This is a genomic window from Streptomyces sp. NPDC048584 (assembly GCF_043199595.1).
GTDB lineage: Bacteria > Actinomycetota > Actinomycetes > Streptomycetales > Streptomycetaceae > Streptomyces > Streptomyces edwardsiae.
The window spans coordinates 101,416-120,677 of sequence record NZ_JBICWF010000007.1 but is presented as its reverse complement, the minus strand read 5'-3'; the positions used below and the strand labels follow the sequence as shown (position 1 = coordinate 120,677).

Below are 19,262 nucleotides of genomic sequence, written 5' to 3'. Positions count from 1 at the left end.
GACTCTCAGCTCCGCGAGGGGGAAAGGGTGGCCCGCACGGCCATCGGCGGGCGCTCGGCCCCGAGTACGTCACGGACCCGCCGGTGTCCCCCGGGGGACGCCGCCAGATCCGTGAGAACTCCTTCCACCGCGGCCATCACGGCCGACGCGGCAGACGGAGAGTGGGTGCGTCGATCGAACAGGAGCCGGAGCCGAAGGCGTTCGGCATCCTTGAAACAGAGGGTCAGGGGGTAACCGGTACTCTCGGTGATCTCTCCGATGGAGAGCGTCGTACCCGATCCGTCGTCCAGCTGGTCCGAGTACCCCTCGACGACGACGATGCTGTCGAACAGGGCTGTCCGTGGCGGTGCACCGCTCCAGGCATTGACGTCCGTGAGCGCGCTGTGACCGTATTCCCTGATGTCGAGATGGCGTGCCTGCACATCCTTGAGGAGTTCCGTCACGGTGCCCTCCGTCCTGATCGCCAGCCGGAGGGGCAGAGTGTTGATCATCGGTCCGACGATCGTCTCCACCCCGTCGATCTCCGGCGACCGCACGGCGAACGTCGATCCGACCGTGATGTCCTGGCGTCCCGTCAGGTGGTTGAGGGCGATGCCCCAGGCGGCCAACGCTACGGATCCCAGGGTCACTTCGCAGCGCGAGGCGAGGTGGCGCAACGCCTCCGTGGCCGTGGAGCCCAGTGTGGCCTCCACCGAGCCCGTGCCGGTGCCGCCCGGGTCGTCCTGAGCCACGGACGGCATGGGACGGCGGACCGCACCGTCGAAGACTCCGCGCCAGTAGCGCTCCGCATCCTTGGGTGGACGGGAGGCCAGCCACTCCACGTGTCTGCGGTACGACGTGGCCGGGGGCAGGGCGGCCACCTCACCGGCGAGCCGCGCCCTGTAGCACTCCATCAGTTCACGCAGCATCAGCGCCACGCTCCAGCCGTCGAGCAGGAGGTGGTGATATGTCATGAACGCGATCAGCTGGTCCGACGAGACACGGACCAGTGCCAGCCGGATCGGGGCTGTGCCGTCGGCCGCGAACGGCTCGGCCCGTTCAGCGGAGGCCAGGGTCCGCAGGTTGTGGCCCATGTCCTCGGGCGCCTCACCGCGCCAGTCGAAGACCCGCGTGGATATGTCGTTCCCGGTCCGCACGACATGGACGGGCTGAGGCACCCCGCGCCAGACGACCGCGCCACGCAGCAGGGGATGCCTGGCGCTGACGTCGCCCCACGCACCGCGGAAGGCGTCGACGTCTATGCGCCCGGTGAGACGCAGTTCCTGCTGGTCCTGATAGTGCGCACTGTCGGGATGCAGGAGGGAATGGTAGAGCATCCCTTGCTGGACCGGAGTCAGGGGGAACACGTCCTCGATGCCCGGATGAGCGGCGACGAGGGCGTCCAGCGTCCGCTGGCTCATGCCGGCCGGCCGGAAATCCGAGGGGGTGAAGATGTTCCGGTTCCCGTCGCAGTGACGGATGACCTCGCTGAGGCGGCGGGTGAATGTCTCGGCCACCTCTCGGATGGTCCCGGTGCGGAACCGGTCGCCGGAGAAGATCCACTCGGTCTCGAGTACGCCGTCCTTGACCGCCGCTTCGATCTCGATGTCATGGCTGCGCCGCTGATCGGGACTTCTCTCCGCACCCAGGGTCCCCGGCAGGACGCGCAGTGGGCCCCGGCTCACGTGCGAACGGTCCATCTGTCCCTGGTAGTTGAACAGAATCGGGGAATCGGGAAGTTCGCGAAGCTTCTGGTATCGGGGCCCTGTGGTCAGATGGCGGAGGATTCCGTAGGCGAAACCGTCACCGGGTACCGAGCGCAACAGCTGCCGGACCGTCGTGACCGCCGCAGCCGTGTCGCGCCCCGTCTCCCCCGTCAGCGGGACGGGCAGCCGCACCGGGTGAACACACGTGAACCAGCCGACGGTCTCTCCGACGTCGACACCCGTGACGGGGTGCTCCCGTCCGTGGCGCTCGACATCGACCGGTACGGCCTCACCGACCCATTCCTGCAGCGTCATGGCGAGCGCGGTCAGCAGTACTTCGTCCACCCGCATCCGGCCGGACGCCGGAATCCCGGTGAGCGCGGCGGTGTCCTCGGAGGAGAGGCGTGCCGTCACCGTGCCCGTCCGCCGCACAGTGTGCCGGCCGCCCGGGAAGTCACGGGGAAGCCGCGGGATGTCCGTGAGCATCCCGATCCAGTAGGCCTGGTCGAGGGCCGGGGCGACCTCGTCCGCGTACCGGCCGAGTGAGCGCGTCCAGTGGCTGAAGGTCGTCGGCGGCGCCGGGGGGGACCACGGCTCGCCCCTCAGTGCCGCCTCGTAGGACTCGGCCAGGTCGACGAGGATCGAGCGCCAGGAAAGCGTGTCCACGGCCAAGTGGTGCACGGTGATCAGCAAGCGGGAGGGACGGTCGTCGCCGAGACCGAAGAGAGCCGCCGCCACGAGCGGCCCCCGGGCCACATCGAGGGAGGCCTGCAGCTGATCGGCCTCGTCGTCGAGCGGCCCCTGCCGCCCGTCCCGGTCCGTGGCTGTCACCACCCGGAGTCGGAAACTGTCCTCACTCGGTACGACCGTCTGATGCCAGCCATCCGGCGATCGCGTAAAACGGAGCCTCAGCGCGTCGTGCCGGTCGATCACGGCCCGCAGCGCGGACTCCAGGGCCACCGGGTCCGGGGAGTCCAACTCCAGCTGCACGGACTGGTTGTAGTGGTGGGCGTCGGTCAAGTCCTGGTCCAGGAACCATTGCTGGACGGGGGTGAGACGCAACGGACCTGTGGCATCGACGATTTCAGTGGCTGCGGCCACCTCGGACGGACTGTCCGGGGTCACGTGTGGAGCCAGACTCACGACGGTGGGGTACAGGAAGATGTCCTTCGGAGTGATCCTCAGCCCCGCGCGCCGGGCTTCGGCCGCGATCTGCATCGTGAGGATGGAGTCCCCTCCCAGTGCGAAGAAGTTGTCGTGCGCTCCCAGTTCATCGACGCCGAGGACCCGCTGCCAGATGGCGGCGATCCGCTCTTCCAGAGGGCCGGCGGGCCCTCGGGACGGCGCGTCCTCGCGCGTATCGGCCGCGCTCAGCACCGCGAGCGCTTTGCGGTCGACCTTGCCGTTGGAGTCGAGAGGCATGGCGTCCAGCAGCACGATCACCGACGGAAGCATGTACGGGGGCAGCCGCTCGGTGAGCCAGTCGCGCAGTTCCTGGCGACCGACCTGTGCGCCGGGGTCGGCCACCGCGTGCGCGACCAGCCGCCGCCGGCCACTGGCGCCGGGGGGCGCCGAGACCACGGCGTGGCGTACTCGGGGATGCGCGGCCAGGGCAGCCTCGACCTCCCCGGTCTCGATGCGGTAGCCGCGGATCTTGACCTGGTGGTCACGCCGTCCCACGAACTGAAGGTTGCCGTCGGGGTGCCAGTAGCCCACGTCACCGGTTCGGTAGAGCCGCCCGCCCGGCTGGTCCGAGAAGGGGTCGGGAACGAACTGCTGAGCGGTCCGGCCGGGGTGATTCCGGTAGCCACGAGCGCAGCACACGCCTCCGATGTAGATCTCTCCCGGAACTCCGACCGGAAGCGGGTTCATGCCCTCGTCGAGCACATAGAGCGTCGTGTTCGAGATGGGCCTGCCGATGGGAACGAGATCGCCGGCCGGTGATCCGCTCACCACGTGGACGGAGTTCGCGACGGATGCCTCCGTCGGTCCGTACTCGTTGATCACTCGCGTGTCCGGGTCGAGCGCGCGCCAGCTTTCGAGAACGCTGGCCGGGAAGCCGTCGGCGCCGACGGCGAGTACGGCGGCCAGGCCGCGGGCCTGTTCCGGGGACACTCGCTGGGACAGGAGTTCGAGATGGCCGGGGGTCAACTTGACGAAGCCGAAGGGCGACTGGGCCAGGAGCAGGTCGGCCAGCCGTTCAGGGTCCCTGGTTTCCGGAATCAGATGGACCGGATGGCCGAGGATCAGCGGCACATACAGATTCGGCACGATCATGTCGAAGCCGAACGAGGAGAACACCGGTGCTCCGCCGTCGGACAGGTCCGCGTAGTGGCGCGAGCACCAGTGGATGTAGTTCACGAGACCCCGGTGGTGGCACATCACCCCCTTGGGCCGGCCGGACGACCCCGATGTGTACATCACGTAGGCGAGGCTGTCGGGCGAGGCCAGCTCGGCCGGGTCACCGGAGGGCGAGAGGTCCAGTTCCTCCTCCATGGTGTCCAGCACACAGAGCTCGGCGGAACCGAGGTCCAGTCCGCCCACGAGACCGGCGTGGGCGATCACCAACGGCAGTCCGGCGTCCCGGACCACATGGGCCAGTCGCTCGGGGGGGTTGTCGGAGGCCAGCGGGACATAGGCGCCGCCCGCCTTCATGACGGCGAGCATGGCGACCACCATGTCCGGCGTCCTGGTCGTCAGGACACCGACCAGGGTCTCCAGCCCCGCTCCGCGCGCCCGTAGGCAGTGGGCGAGGCGGTTGGCCCGCTGGTTGAGCTGTTCGTACGTCCACGCGGCGTCGCCGAACCGCAGGGCCACGGCGTGCGGGGTAGCCGCGGCCTGACGGGTGAACAGCCCCGGCAAGGTCATGTCCGCGGGGTAGGGGGCCCGCGTCCGGTTCCAGCCGGCGACGACTTCGCTCCACTCGTGCGGCGCCAGCAGACAGATGTCCGCCAGCTGCCGGGAAGGATTGTCGGCGTACGCCCTCATGACGGTATGGAGGTGACCGGCGAGCGCCGAGACCGCCGCGTGATCGAAACGGCTGCGCCGATAGCGCAGACGAATGGTCGGGCGGTCCCCCGCCTCGAGCATGACGACCAGTGGGTAGCCGGTGGACTCGACGGTTCCCACCGGCTCGATGCGCAGTTCGCTGTCGGAGGGAAGCGTCCCGGAGGGGGCTGCGAAACCGTCGACGACCACCAGGCTGTCGAACAGGGAGGTGCCACGGGGGACCTCGCTGGCGGCCTGGACGTCCGCGAGCGCCGCGTAGTCGTAGCTCCGCCCCTCGACCATCCGTTCCTGAAGGTCGCGCAGCCATCCGTCGAGTGCCGCCTGTGGCGCCGTGCGGCACCGCACCGGGACGGTGTTGATGCACAGGCCGACGAGTTCATCGGCACCGGGGAGGGTCGCCGGGCGCACGGCGACGGTCGACCCGAAGACGACATCGTCCTCCCCGCTGTAGCGGGACAGCAGGAGAGCCCAGGCGCCGTGGAAGACCGAGCCGAGGGTCAGCCCGCTCGCGCGTCCCACGAGTTCCAGCCGGCGTGCCAGGTCTCCGCGGAGGGTGATGGTCACCTCGCCGGTGGTGTCCCCGGCCGTGGAGTCGGGGCGGCCCAGCGCGATCGGGGTGGGAGCTGTGAATCCGGACAGGCGCTCGCGCCAGTACGTGAGCGCTGCCTCGTGGTCCTGGTCCCTCAGCCACTCCACGTACCGCCGGTAGGAGGGGGCGGGTGCCGGCAGAGGGGGTTCGCCGTCCGGGCGCGCCGCATAGAACCGTTCCACCTCGTTCACCAGGATGGGCAGGCTCCATCCGTCCAGTAGGAGATGGTGGTAGCTGAGGATCATCTCGGTCAGTTCGTGCGACCAGCGCATCAGGGTGAGCCGGAAGGGCGGCTCGCTCGCGATGTCGAACCCTGTGGCCCGGTCCTCCTCCAGGAACCGGTTCAGCGCCGCCTCCCGGTCGTCGACGCCGAGGAGTTCCACCACTCGGAGCGGAGGGACTGCGTCCGGCAGCGTTCTCTGGTGCGGAGCCGCGAGTCCCTCCCACTCGGCGACGTTCCGCAGCACCGAGTGCCGGCGTGCCACCGTCTCCCATGCCGTGCGCAGCGCGTCGGTGTCGACCGGCCCGTGGATCCGGTAGACCGTCTGCTGGAAGTAGTCGGCCGTGCCCGCGGAGTACTGGCTGTGGAACAGCATGCCGGCCTGCGTCGACGTCAGCGGATACGGCGAGCCGGGAACACCGGCCTCCGCCGGCTCGTCGGCGGCACGGACAGCGGACGACGCGCCGGGAGAGTCCGGGCCCGGCGCCACGAGTTCGGCCAACTGCTTCAGGGGCAGCCTCAGCACGTCGGCCACCGGCATGTCCAAGCCCGCCCGGCGGGCGAGAGACGCGACGCGGACTGCGCGGACCGAGTCACCGCCCACGTTCAGGAACGTGTCGTCGAGCCCGATGTCGTCGTGGCCGAGCACCTCGCCCCACAGGCGCGCGACCAGTCGTTGATCCTCTGAGACCGGTGGGGCCGAGGGCCTGCGTCCCGCCGAGGACAGGGGCAGGGGCAGGCGGGTGCGGTCGATCTTGCCATTGGCGTTGAGCGGAAGCCCTTCCACGACGACGAATTCGCCCGGCACCATGTACGCGGGCAGCCGGTCGGTGAGGAAGGACCGCAACGCGCGGTCGAGGCGCCGCAGCCGTCGCGCTCGGGCCGGGTCGTTGACCATCCCGCGCAGCTCGTCCGGGGCCGGCGCGGGCGCCGGGGCTCCGCGAGGCTCCACCCGAGCGGGGGCCGGCCGGTCCGATGTGCCGGCACGCCGAAGGAGCAGATCCGACTCGTCCGGGCCTCCGTCCCCGCACAGGACCTCCGTCACGTGGAAACCGAGGCGCTCGGCCAGAGCCTGCACCGCCTGCCGGTCCAGGGCCGTGCGTACCCGGTCGCAGTCCCGGGCCGCCTCCAGCAACCCGCCCAGGACCTCACCGTGGTCCGCACGGGACAGTCGCTCCGCCACGGCGACGGCGAAGGCCCGTCGGGCATCGGGGACGCCCCGCAGAGCGAAGTCACCGGGAGCCGAGCGCAGCATGGCCTCGAGGGAGGACATCGTCGTGCCGGCGAAGTCGCGGTGCGTCCGACGACTCGGCCGATCCGCGGCGGTGGCCACCGCGTCCGCCGTCCTGTGGATGACCACCCGGTAGCGGAACGGGCCCTCCCGCTCCGTCTCCGTCCCGGGGTCCGGATGGATGTCGACCCTGGCCACGCGGTCCGAGAGCCGCTGGACTTCGGCGAAGAAGCGGGGGTCCACGGCGAGTTCGTCGGTCAGGGTGAGTATTTGGTCCACCTGTCCGGCCAGCGACGCGCAACTGTCGTAGGGGGAGCGCCGGGACACCTCCGCCACCACGGCCTCGGCCGTCAGCAGACGCAGGTCGCGCACGCCCTCGATGATCACCTGCCCCCCTGGCGCCACCCGGTCGAGGGCTGCGTCGATGGCGCTCCTGAGCTGGTCCGCGCCGCTCAGCCCGGCGGGATCGACGCCGACGACCGGCGGACCGTCCCCCCGCTCACCGTCCGCCGCATGACGACCGGCCGCGTCGGGTACCGTGCCGCTGTCGTCCGCGGGGGCAGGAACGACATAGGCCACGAGGCCCTGGTCGCGTCCCTCTTCCCGGCGGGGAACGACGACGGCCTGCCGCACCTGGGGATGGCCCAGGATCGCGGCTTCGATCTCTCCCGGCTCGACGCGGAATCCGCGGACCTTCAGCTGATGGTCGGCCCGTCCCAGGATCTCGACGGTCCCGTCGTCGCGGCGGCGGCCCAGGTCACCGGTCGCGTAGAGCCGTTGTCCTGGTACGGGTGAGAGGCGATCGGGCAGGAACCGCTCGGCGGTGAGGGCCGGTTGTCCCATGTAGCCGAGGGCGAGGCCCGCACCGCCGATGTAGACCTCGCCCTGCTCCCCGAAGGGGACGGGACGCATGTCGGTGTCCAGTACGTGCACGCTCGTGTTGGCGACCGGGCTCCAGTCGACGGTTCGCCCGCGGTCCCCGAGTCGTCCGGCGGCCGACCAGATGGTCGTCTCGGTCGGTCCGTAGAGGTCCCACGCGGCACTCCCCAGGGAGGTCAGCCAGCCGGCGAGGTCCGGGGGAAGCCGGTCTCCGCCACAGAGCACGGTGAAGCCCTGGGGCGGACGCCAGTCGGCCTCCCTCAGCAACTGCCACGTCGCCGGTGTGGCCTGCAGAACGGTTCCGCCGGCCTCAGTGATCAGGTCGGCCAGCAGTGCGGGGTCCGTGGCCTGCGCTCTGCTCGCGACGACCACACGTCCGCCCACCACCAGGGGGAGGAAGAGCTCCAGTGCCGCGATGTCGAAGGAGACGGTGGTGACGGCCACCAGGACGTCCGACGCGTCCAGGCCCGGGGCTTCGCGCATCGAGCACATGAAGTTCGCGAGCGCGGAGTGCGGGACGGCGACGCCCTTGGGCAGGCCCGTCGACCCGGACGTGTAGATCACATAGGCGACCGAGGAGGGGTCGGGCGCGCTGAAGGTGGCGGGGCCGGGCCCGGCCGTCGGTTCCGCTTCGCCCAGACGCAGTACCACCACCCCGTCGGACGGCAGCCATTCCGGGCGCTCTCCGTCGGTCAGCACCGTCCTCAGGCCCGCGTGCCCGACCGTACGCGCCAGCCGGGCGGGCGGCAGATCCGGGTCGAGGGGCACATAGCCGGCACCGGAGCGCAGGACACCGAGCAGTGCCACCACCAGCGCGGTCCCGCGCTCCATGGCGACACCCACCAGATCGCCCGGGCCGATGCCCTCCGCGCGCAGCCGTCCGGCCACCAGCCCGGCCTGCTCCCACAGCCGGGCGTACGTCAACTCGTCTCCGCAGGAGACGGCGGTCGCTTCGGGTGTGGCCAGGACCTGCTGGTGGATCAGCTCGGGCAGAGAACGCGGCGGCAGGTCCACGACCGTGTCGTTCAAGGCGCCGGCGATCTCCTGCTGCCCGGCCGCGACGCGATCCAGCCCATGTCCCGAACCGCGGTGACCGTCAGCCATCAGCCTTCACTTCCGTTCTTCAGGATTCCGGACAGGACGTCCGCCACGTGCCGCACCTGGGGGACCTCCAGCAGTTCGGCGTGGCGGCCCGGCACCGGGTAGACCTTCACCGCACCGGTGGTCAGCGCCTGCCACTCCTCCGGTCGGACCTCGTCCATGAGCCCGCTCCCCTGCTCCTCGCTGCGCAGCAGGTGGATGTCGGCCGCCACGACACCGTCGTACCGGTAGGCGCTCGTGGCCGCGCCATTGGCCGTGTACACCTGCACCATCCGCCGTACCGATTCGCTGTCCGCCAGGTTGGACATGCGGCTTCCGGAGCGCTCGTGGCGCAGGATCTCCTCGAGGAGTTCCTCCTCCGAACGCTCTTCGAGCCGCTGCTCGAAGAGCTTCAGCTCTGCCGCCACTTCCATGAGCTGTTCCCTGAGGCCGCCGGCGGAGCCGCTGCGCCGGGTCCGCGGCCGGAACACCGGCGTGTCGACGATGCCGAGCAGGTCCACGGTCTCGCCGGCCGCCTCCAGCTGCCGCGCTGCTTCGAAGGCCACCAGTCCGCCGAAGGACCAGCCCGCGAGCCGGTACGGGCCGGTGGGACGGATCTCCCGGATCGACCGCAGCCCCGCGCGAGCGATCGCCTCCACACTGGTGAGCGGGCTCTCGCCGGAGTCGACCCCGACCGACTGCAGGGCGTACACCGACTGTCCTGGGCCGAGCAGCCCGGCCAGTTCCAGATAGGAGGTCGCAAACCCGCCCTGAGCCGGGAAGAGGAAGAGCGGCGAGCCGCCCTCGCCACGGCGCAGCCGAATCAGAGTGCCGTCACGCTGCCGGGTCATGAGGTCGCGCAGGGCGGCGGACATCTGGGCCACCGTCGGATTCTGGAAGAACGCGACGAGGGGGACCGCGACGTCGAAGGCCGCACGCACCTTGTCGACGGCGGCGATGGCACTGATCGAGTCCCCGCCCAATTCGAAGAAGCTGTCGTGGATGCCCACCCGGTCCAGCCGCAGCACGCTGGTCCAGATGCCCGCGAGCGTGTGTTCCGTCGGCGTTGTGGGAGCCGTGTGCCCGGACGCGGCCACGTCCGTCCTGTGGAGACCGGGGGCGGGCAGCAGCCTTCGATCGACCTTTCCGCCCTGGCTGAGTGGGATGGCGTCCAGGACGGTGTAACTGGCCGGCAGCATGTAGGAGGGCAGGGTCTGCCGCAAGAAGTCCCGCAGATCCGGTGCGCCCGTCGACCGGCCCGGTTCGAGAACCACATAGGCGGCGAGCCGCTTGTCACCGGGCTGGTCCTCGCGGGCCGCGACCACGGCCTCGCGCACTGCGGCGTGCCGAAGCAATCCGGCCTCGATCTCGCCGAGTTCGATCCGGTAGCCTCGGATCTTGACCTGGTGGTCGATCCGGCCGAGGAACTCCAGTTCCCCGTCCGCCCGGAACCTGGCCAGGTCGCCCGTGCGGTAGAAGCGGGTGCCCGGAGCATCGCTGTACGGGTCCGGCAGGAAGCGCTCCGCGGTCAGCGCGGGACGGTTCAGGTAGCCCCGGGCCACTCCCTCACCGCCGATGTACAGCTCGCCGACGACACCGATCGGAACGGGGTTCAGCCGGTCGTCGAGCACGTACATACGCGTGTTGGCGATCGGCTTCCCGATCGGGACCAGGCTCGTGTACCCGACGTCGTCGGGCACCGTGTGGATCGAACAGCCGACGACGGTCTCGGTGGGGCCGTACTCATTGATGATCCGCGCCCCCGGCGCGATGCGGCGCCACGCCGCGGCGGTCTCCGGCCTCATCTCATCGGCGCCGACCACGAAGGTACGAACCGAATCCACCGCTCCGGGTGGCAGCTCACCGCGCAGCACATCCAGGTGAGCGGGAGTGATCTTCAGCAGGCTGAAGTCACCGGGACGCGTGAGCAGTTCCGAGAGACCGGCGATCGGGTCGTCCGGGGGCAGCAGGGTCACGTCCTTGCCGCCTGTCAACGGCAGGAAGAAGTTCGGCACCGACAGGTCGAAGGCGATGGACCCCAGCATCGGAGCGCCGGACGCGCCCTCGAGACCGTAGCCCTCGGTTGCCCAGGCGAGATAGTTGATCAGTCCGCGGTGACTGATCATGACCCCTTTGGGTCTGCCCGTGGAACCGGAGGTGTACATGACGTACACCAGATTGTCGGCGGATCCCAGCACCGGAGGATCCACGGCCGGCCTCTGTTCGATCCGGGGCCAGTCCGCGTCGATGCGGACCACCGCGGACTCACTGCCGGCGAACCGCTCGGCCAGGGCCTCCTGAGTGACCACGACCTCGGCGGCCGCGTCGGACAGCGCGAAAACCTGGCGTTCCGCGGGATGCCGGGGATCCATCGGCACATACGCGCCGCCGGATTTCACGATTCCCCACAGCGCGACGAGCATGTCCACGCCGTGCTCCACACAGACGCCGACCACGGTCTCGGGGCCGACGCCCAGATTCCTGAGGTGATGTGCGAGGCGGTTGGTCCGCTCGTTCAGCTCCCGGTAGGTGAGCCGCTCCTCACCGCACACGACCGCGACCGCCTCGGGCACACGGCGCACCTGGCGTTCGAACAGCTCCTGAAGGCAGGCATCACGGGGGAAGTCCGCATCGGTGGCATTCCAGTCCCGGACGACCAGCTGCCGCTCGGCCGCCGGCAGCAAGCTGATCCCCGCCACCGGTCCCCCGGGGTCCTCGGCCAGCCCTTCGAGGACCTGCACCACGTGGGCGAGCGTTCTCTCCGCTGTCTCGTCGTCGAACGACTCCTGTGCGTAGAACAGCTGGAAGGACAGTTCTCGATCGGCGTCCACCTGCAGGACCAGCGGATAACCCGTGGCAGGGCTGCCGCCGGCCCGAACGGGAGTGAGCGCCAGCTCCTCCGTGGTAAGGGCGTCCGTGTCGTAGGGGGTTTCCACGACCACGATGCTGTCGAAGAGGGGCGCACCGGCCGGCGCACCCGCCCACCGCTGAATGTCCACCAACGCGCTGTGCTCATGCTCCCGCACCGCCAGCAACCGCTCATGCACACCCGACAGGAACTCCCCGACCGACTCCCCACCATCCACCCGCACCCGCACCGGCACCGTGTTCATCAACAGCCCCACCATCCGCTCCACACCGGGAACATCGGCGAACCGCCCCAACGACACCGAACCGAACACCACATCCGACAACCCGCAATACCGATGCAGAACCAACCCCCACGCCGCCTGCACCACCGAACTCATCGTCACCCGCAACCCACGGGCAACACCCTCCAGACGCTCCACCACCTCCGAACCCACCACACCACGCACCACACCCGAACCACCCACACCCGAACCCCGCTGCCCCAACACCAACGGAGTCGGCAACGACACCCCACCCAGCACACCCCGCCAGAACTCCTCATCCACCCCCACATCACGCGACCCCAACCACTCGGCGAACCCCCGGTACGACACCGCCTCCGACAGCAACGGTGCGGTGTCGTTCCGGCGGAGCCCGGTGCAGGCGGCGAGCAGGTCACCGAGGACGACGGGGACGCTCCACCCGTCGAAGAGCATGTGGTGCACGGTCCACAGGAGTTGATGAGTCCGCTCACCGGTGCGAATGAGCCTCAGCCGGTGAGCGGGGCCGCCACCGATGTCGAAGCCCTCGGCACAGTCGCTGGTGATCAGTTCCTCGAGGGCCTGCGCGCGCTCCGCCTCGTCCAGATGTGACCAGTCGTCCAGCACGACCACGGGCGTCGCGTCGTGCCATACCAGTTGCAGGGGTTGCGGCAGGTCCTGCCAGGCAACGGTTGTCCGAAGAGTGGTGTGCCGGTCCACCACCTCGCGCCAGGCGAGCTCGAAGGTGCTCCAGTCCAGATCACCGTCGAGGTTGTAGAGGAACTGCCGCACGTAGCTGCTGGGATCAGGGTCGTAAAGGGTGTGGAACAGCATGCCCGACTGCAGTGGCGACAGTGGATAGGCATCGGCCAGCAGCACCAGACCGGTCTCCCGCTGGGCCCGGACCGCCAGTTCCCGGATCCCTTCACGATCGAGGCCGGAGAGCTGGAACGGTTCATGATGCCGGGGCGGCGGGGCACCGGGCGTGGCCGCGGGCTCGGTCACGGCCTCGGCCAGTCCGGCGATGGTCGGAAAGGCGAAGAGCTGCCGCGGCTTCATGAGCAACCCGGCGGTTGCGGCGCGAGTCGCGACCTGAATCGCCAGGACCGAATTGCCGCCCAACTCGAAGAAGTTGTCATGGGAGCCGATCTCGTCGAGCCCCAGGACCTCTGCCCAGACACGGGCAAGCTTCTGCTCGACCGGTCCTCGAGGGGGGACGCGGTCCTCGCCCGTCCGGGGCCTTCGGGGCTCCGGGGCGGGCAGGGCCCGGCGGTCCAACTTGCCGTTGACGGTCAGCGGCAGCGCCTCGAGTACGACGAAGGAGGCCGGCACCATGTAGGAAGGCAGTCGATCCGCGAGCGCCGCACGCAACGCCCGGACGTCGGGGACCTCGCCGTCCTCGGGCACCACGTACCCGATGAGTCTGCGGTCGCCCGGGCCGTACTCCAGGATCACCACGGCCGCGTCCCGGATTCCCGGCCTGGCGGCCAGCACGGTCCGCACCTCGCCGAGTTCGACACGATAGCCGCGGATCTTGACCTGGTCATCGATCCGGTCGATGAAGTCCAGGCTGCCGTCAGGACGCCGGCGGGCCAGGTCACCGCTGCGGTAGAGCCGTGCTCCGGGCGGCCCGAAGGGGTCCGGTACGAATCGCTCGGCCGTCAGTGCGGGACGGCCCAGGTATCCTCGCGCCACTCCGGCCCCGCCGACGTATATCTCCCCCGCTTCTCCCGGGGCGACGCGCCGGCCGTACTCGTCGAGGAGATGGACCTGCATGTCTCCCAGAGGACGGCCGATCGGGTTCCCGCCGTCCGCGTCCATGTCGTGCTCGGCAATGCGGTGGTAGGTCGTGTGGACGACGGTTTCGGTGATGCCGTACATGTTGACCAGCGCGGGCCGCTCCAGACCCAGACGACGCACCCACGGGGTGAGTGAAGCCATGTCGAGGCGTTCGCCCGCGAACACCACGGCGCGCAGGGCGAGCCGCCGGATCCGCGGATCATCGGCACCCGCCGCCGCGGCCAGCGGACGGAACGCGGAGGGTGTCTGGCACAGCACGGTGACCTGGTGCCGGACCAGCAGGTCGAGGAAGTCGTCGGGGGATCGGGCGGTGTCGAAGGGCACCACGACGAGTTGTCCCCCGAAGGCGAGCGCACCCCACATCTCCCATACGGACACGTCGAACGCATAGGAATGGAACAGCGACCACACATCATCAGGGCCGAAGCCGTAGTACCTGGAGCCCTGCGCCAGGAGTGGCGTCACCTGGGCATGCGTGACACACACACCCTTGGGCGAACCGGTGGAACCGGAGGTGTAGATGATGTACGCCGAAGTGCCCGGCCCCGCGGAGGTGGCTTCGAGGTTGTCCGTGGAACGGGCGGCGACAGTCCCGGCGTCCCGGTCGAGCACCACGAGCCGGCCGTCGTACACCTGGGCGAGCCGCTCCGCGGTCTCCGACGTGGAGATCACCAGAGGGCTCGCTGTGTCATGGAGCATGTACCCCAGGCGGTCGGCGGGATGTGCCGGGTCCAGGGGGACATAGGCTCCTCCGGCCTTCAGCACGGCGAGCAGCGTGGCGATCAGTTCGGGGCCCCGCTCCAAGCAGACGCCCACTACGGTCTCGGCGGCGATGCCCAGGTCCCTCAGGTGATGCGCGAGACGGTTGGCCCGCTCGTTCAGCTCCCGGTAGGTGAGCCGCTCCTCACCGCACACGACCGCAACCGCCTCGGGCGCGCGACGAACCTGGCGTTCGAACAATTCGTGCAGGCAGGATTCCGGCGGGAGTACCGCGTCGCCGGCGCTTTGTCGCCCGGCTCCGTACGTCCGACCCACGTCGGCGACCGTCCCATTCGGGTCCCCGGCCAGTTCTTCCAGCACGGTGACCAGATGATCGAGGACCCTCTTCGCCGACGCCTCGTCGAACGACGCGCACTCGTGTACCAGGCGCAGGGAGAGGCCGTGTTCGGCATCGACCTCGAGGACCAGGGGGTGCCCCATGTCCGGCACTTCGGCATCGTCGTCCACCGGAGGGAACGCTTCACCGGCGGCACGGCTGCGCGGACCGAATTTGTCGAAGGCGACGATGCTGTCGAAGAGGGGCGCACCGGCCGGCGCACCCGCCCACCGCTGAATGTCCACCAACGCGCTGTGCTCATGCTCCCGCACCGCCAGCAACCGCTCATGCACACCCGACAGGAACTCCCCGACCGACTCCCCACCATCCACCCGCACCCGCACCGGCACCGTGTTCATCAACAGCCCCACCATCCGCTCCACACCGGGAACATCGGCGAACCGCCCCAACGACACCGAACCGAACACCACATCCGACAACCCGCAATACCGATGCAGAACCAACCCCCACGCCGCCTGCACCACCGAACTCATCGTCACCCGCAACCCACGGGCAACACCCTCCAGACGCTCCACCACCTCCGAACCCACCACACCACGCACCACACCCGAACCACCCACACCCGAACCCCGCTGCCCCAACACCAACGGAGTCGGCAACGACACCCCACCCAGCACACCCCGCCAGAACTCCTCATCCACCCCCACATCACGCGACCCCAACCACTCGGCGAACCCCCGGTACGACACCGCCTCCGACAAGAGCGACTGCGGGCCGCCGTGTGACATCTCCTGATAGAGAGTGAAGAGTTCGTCGAGGACGAGCGAGATGCTCCACCCGTCGACGAGCAGGTGGTGGACCGTCCAGACCAGGCGATGCCGGCCGTCGGGAAGCATGACGAGGGCGAGCCGGTGCGCGGGCACGGACGCCGACAGCGCACAACGGTCCATTTCTGTCAGCAAGGCGTCTCGCAGTCGAGACGTGACCTCCCGCGCCGCCGTCAGGTCCACGACCGCCAAGGGACGGACGAGTCGGCGGTGGACGACGAGCAGCGGCTGCGGCACGTCGTCGATCACGCACGTGGTGCGCAGGGCGTCGTGCCGGCGCACGACGGTCGTCCACGCCTGGCCGAGGGCTGTCGGATCGAGGTCATCGGGGGTCTCGAAGGTGAACTGCCTCAGGTATCCCCGGGATTCAGCGTCATCGAGGGAGTGGAAGAGCATGCCCGACTGGAGTGGGGACAACGGATGGATGTCCTCCACGTCATCGACGGTGATCCGCGGGTCGGCTGCGGACATGCGCCGGAGGAGATCTCCCGTCTGCCGGCGGTCGAGACCGGACCGGGGGAAGTCCCGGCCGACCGTGTCAGGGCCGGCGGGAACCAGGGTCGCCGGGCCGCTGTGCGGCTCCGCCCCCGCCGTCACCGTGGCCAGACCCGCCACTGTGCGATGGCTGAACACATCGTGCGCCGTTACCCGGTATCCCGTCTCGGTCGCCCGTGCGGCGACCCTCATCGCGAGGAGGGAGTCCCCGCCCAGGGCGAAGAAGTCGTCCTCGGCGTCGACATGCTCGAGGCCGAGGACGTCACTCCAGATGTCGGCCAGACACCGTTCCGCTTCCGTACGGGGTGCACGGCGACCGCGGTACTCCCCGGCGGAATCCGGGGCCGGCAGCCTCTTCCGGTCGGGCTTCTGGTTCTGATTGAGGGGAATCTCGTCGAGGACACAGAGACTCGACGGCACCATGTACGGAGGGAGCCGCCGCGCGAGCCAACGCCGTACTTCCGCCTCGTCGAGCGTCGCGCCCCTGTCGGCCACGAGGTACGCGGCCAGGCGCTTCCCGCCGGTGGGATGGTCCCAGGGGGTCACCACGGCCTGACGGACGTCCCGGTGCTCGACGAGCGCGGCTTCGACCTCCCCGAGTTCGACCCGGTACCCACGGATCTTCACTTGGCTGTCCATACGCCCGATGAATTCGAGCTGTCCGTCGGCGCGCCAGCGAACCTGGTCGCCGGTGCGGTACATACGGGCTCCCGGCTCGTCGCCGAACGGGTCGGGGAGGAACTTCCCCGCCGTCAGTCCGGGCTCGTCGAGGTAGCCGCGGGCGAGCCTGTCGCCGCCGACGAACAGTTCGCCCGCGGCGCCGAGCGGCACGGGCTCCATCCGAGGGTCGAGCACGTAGCAGGACGTCCCGGCGACCGCGCGGCCGATGGGCACGGACGACGCGCTCCGGTCCCAGGTATGCCCGTGTGACGCGGTGCTGATGATCGAGTTCTCGGTGGGTCCGTAGACGTTGACCAGGTCGGTGCCGGGCAGTTCGGCCAGCATCCGCCGCGCCTGGCGAACGGGGAGCACATCACCACCGACCAGCACCCTTCGCAGGCCGCGCAGGGCGTCGGCGTGATGGTCGACGACGACTCCGAAATGGGCGGGCGTCAGGCCGGCCACCGTGACGTCCGGCCGGGAGATGCGCTCGGCCAGCCGGCCCAGCGACGTGGCCTCCGGATCGAGGGTGACCACCCTCCCGCCGGTGAGCAACGCGCTCCAGAGCATGTAGACCGTCGGGTCGAACGCGATCGTCAGGTGCAGCAGGATGCCGTCGTCGGGGCCGTGCCGGAGTGATCCGGGACGCAACACGGTACCGAGGACTCCGCGGTGCGGGACGCCCACTGCCTTGGGTGCCCCGGTCGTCCCCGACGTGAAGATCACGTAGGCGAGGTCTCCATCGAGCCCGGCGGGCAGCAGCGGCGGCTCCGCCGTGTCCCGCCCGTCCCGTACGAGGTCATCAAGAGCGTGCACCCGCACTCCCGGGTCCCCGGCCGGCACGCTGCCCGCGGCCGTGACCAGATGCCGCGCCCCGGTCGCCGACAGCATGTGCACGACCCGGTCACCGGGGAACGTCGGGTCGAGCGGTACATAGTGACCGCCCGCCACAAGGATCCCGGCCATGGCGACCGTGGCCTCGTAGCCGGCGACACCGAGCAGACCGACCGCTTCACCGGGGCGGACTCCACGGGCGCGCAGGGCCGCCGCGACGGCCCGGCTGTCGGACCAGAGCCGGCCGTAGGTGTACTCCTCGGCCCCCTGGACCACCGCGATGCGATCCGGACCCGCCTCGGCCACATGCCGCAGGACGCGGTCGATCCGCTGCCCGACGCCCTGTTCGGCGTCGTGCTCCCCGGCTGCGGCCGATTCCGCGTTGAACTGCCGCAACACGAGATCCCTCTGCGGACCCGGAAGCGCCGACAGCACGGAGACGGGGGCTTCAGGTGTCTCGACAAGCCGCTCCAGCACCGTGATCAGGTGTCTCAGCATCCGGTCCAGCGAGTCCGCTTCGAAGAGGTCCTTGCGGTACTCCAGGGACAGAGCGATCCCGTCGGCTTCCTCCGTGACGAGGAGGGTGAGTTCGAACTGGGTCAGTTCCTGCGGAAGCCGGAGCCTCTCGGAACGAAGCCCGCTGAGGGACCAGACCTCGCCGGACAGGTCCTCGTACTGGATCGCGACCTGGAACACAGGAGTTCGGTGCGGCATCCGTTCCGGACACAGCGCCTCGACGATCTGGGCGAACGAGACGTCCTGCCGGCTCAGAGCCTCGAGCACGGCGGACCGCCCGCGACGGAGCAGGTCGACGCCGGTGGGAGCGCCCGAGACATCGATGGGAAGGGGCACCGTGTTGGCAAGCATGCCCACGGTCTCGTCCAGCTCGGAGGCGATGCGCCCAGCGAGCGTCGTACCGAGCGCGAATCGCTCCTCCCCGCTGTAGCGGCTCAGCACCAGCGAGAAGGCGGCCAGCGCCACCGTGAAGGGCGAGACCCGCTGTGCCACCGCCATCTTCCGCATGCCGGAGGCGAGTTCGGTGTCAACGTACGCCGACACCGAGCCGGCGGAGTAGGAAGGAGTCGCGGGCCAGGGCCGGTCCCGTGGCAGGTCCAGTGTCGCGGGCAGGCCTCTGAGCGATTCCGCCCACTCGTCAACGGCCGGGGCACGGCTCGGAGCAGAGTCGGCCTGTGTCCGGACGTGCTCCGCGAACTGGGCGGCTTGGACCGCGGGTCGGCATGGCCGGCCGGTGACCACCTGCTCGTACGCAGCGGCGATGTCACGCGCCACCACTCGTACCGATATCCCGTCAAGCACCAGATGGTGGCCGTTCAACACGAAGAGGTGTTCGGCGTCGGAGAGCCGGAACAACAGCACCCTGACGAGGGGCCCCGCAGCCGTGTCGAAGGGCCGTGTCAGGTCCTGCCGTGCCATCTCGCCGGCGTGTTCACGCACCGCCCCGGCCGGGAAACCCGTCAGATCGACCACGCGGAAGGCGCTCTCGGAGGGCGTGGACATCAGCAGGCCCGGTTCCGGATCCGCCCGTACGACGGCGGAGAGAACCGGATGACGGTGCAGAACATCCTCGAAGGCCGAGCGCAGGGCCACGACGTCGAGTGGCCCGTAGAGCCATATCGCACGGTTCACGCTGTAGACCGCATTGGTCGGCAGCAGCTGTTCGTGCAGCCAAATCCCGTGCTGCGTCGGTGTGAGAGGGAGGAACGAACCGCCGCCCGAACCCGAGCGCCCCGCGGACCGCCCCATTGTCGAATCCATGCCAGAAGCG

The 19,262-nt window shown here is 69.7% G+C and carries 2 protein-coding genes; both read right to left on the bottom strand.

The features are described from left to right. Positions 1-5 precede the first annotated feature (5 nt). Positions 6-8,717, bottom strand: a complete 8,712-nt coding sequence (locus ACGFR9_RS17370) for an amino acid adenylation domain-containing protein (RefSeq protein ID WP_393208832.1) — start codon at positions 8,715-8,717, stop codon at positions 6-8. After that, entirely contained in the window at positions 8,717-19,240 is a 10,524-nt protein-coding gene (locus ACGFR9_RS17365; protein ID WP_393209581.1) for an amino acid adenylation domain-containing protein, read from the bottom strand. Before ACGFR9_RS17365 ends, ACGFR9_RS17370 begins: the two co-directional genes overlap by 1 nt. Positions 19,241-19,262 lie beyond the last annotated feature (22 nt).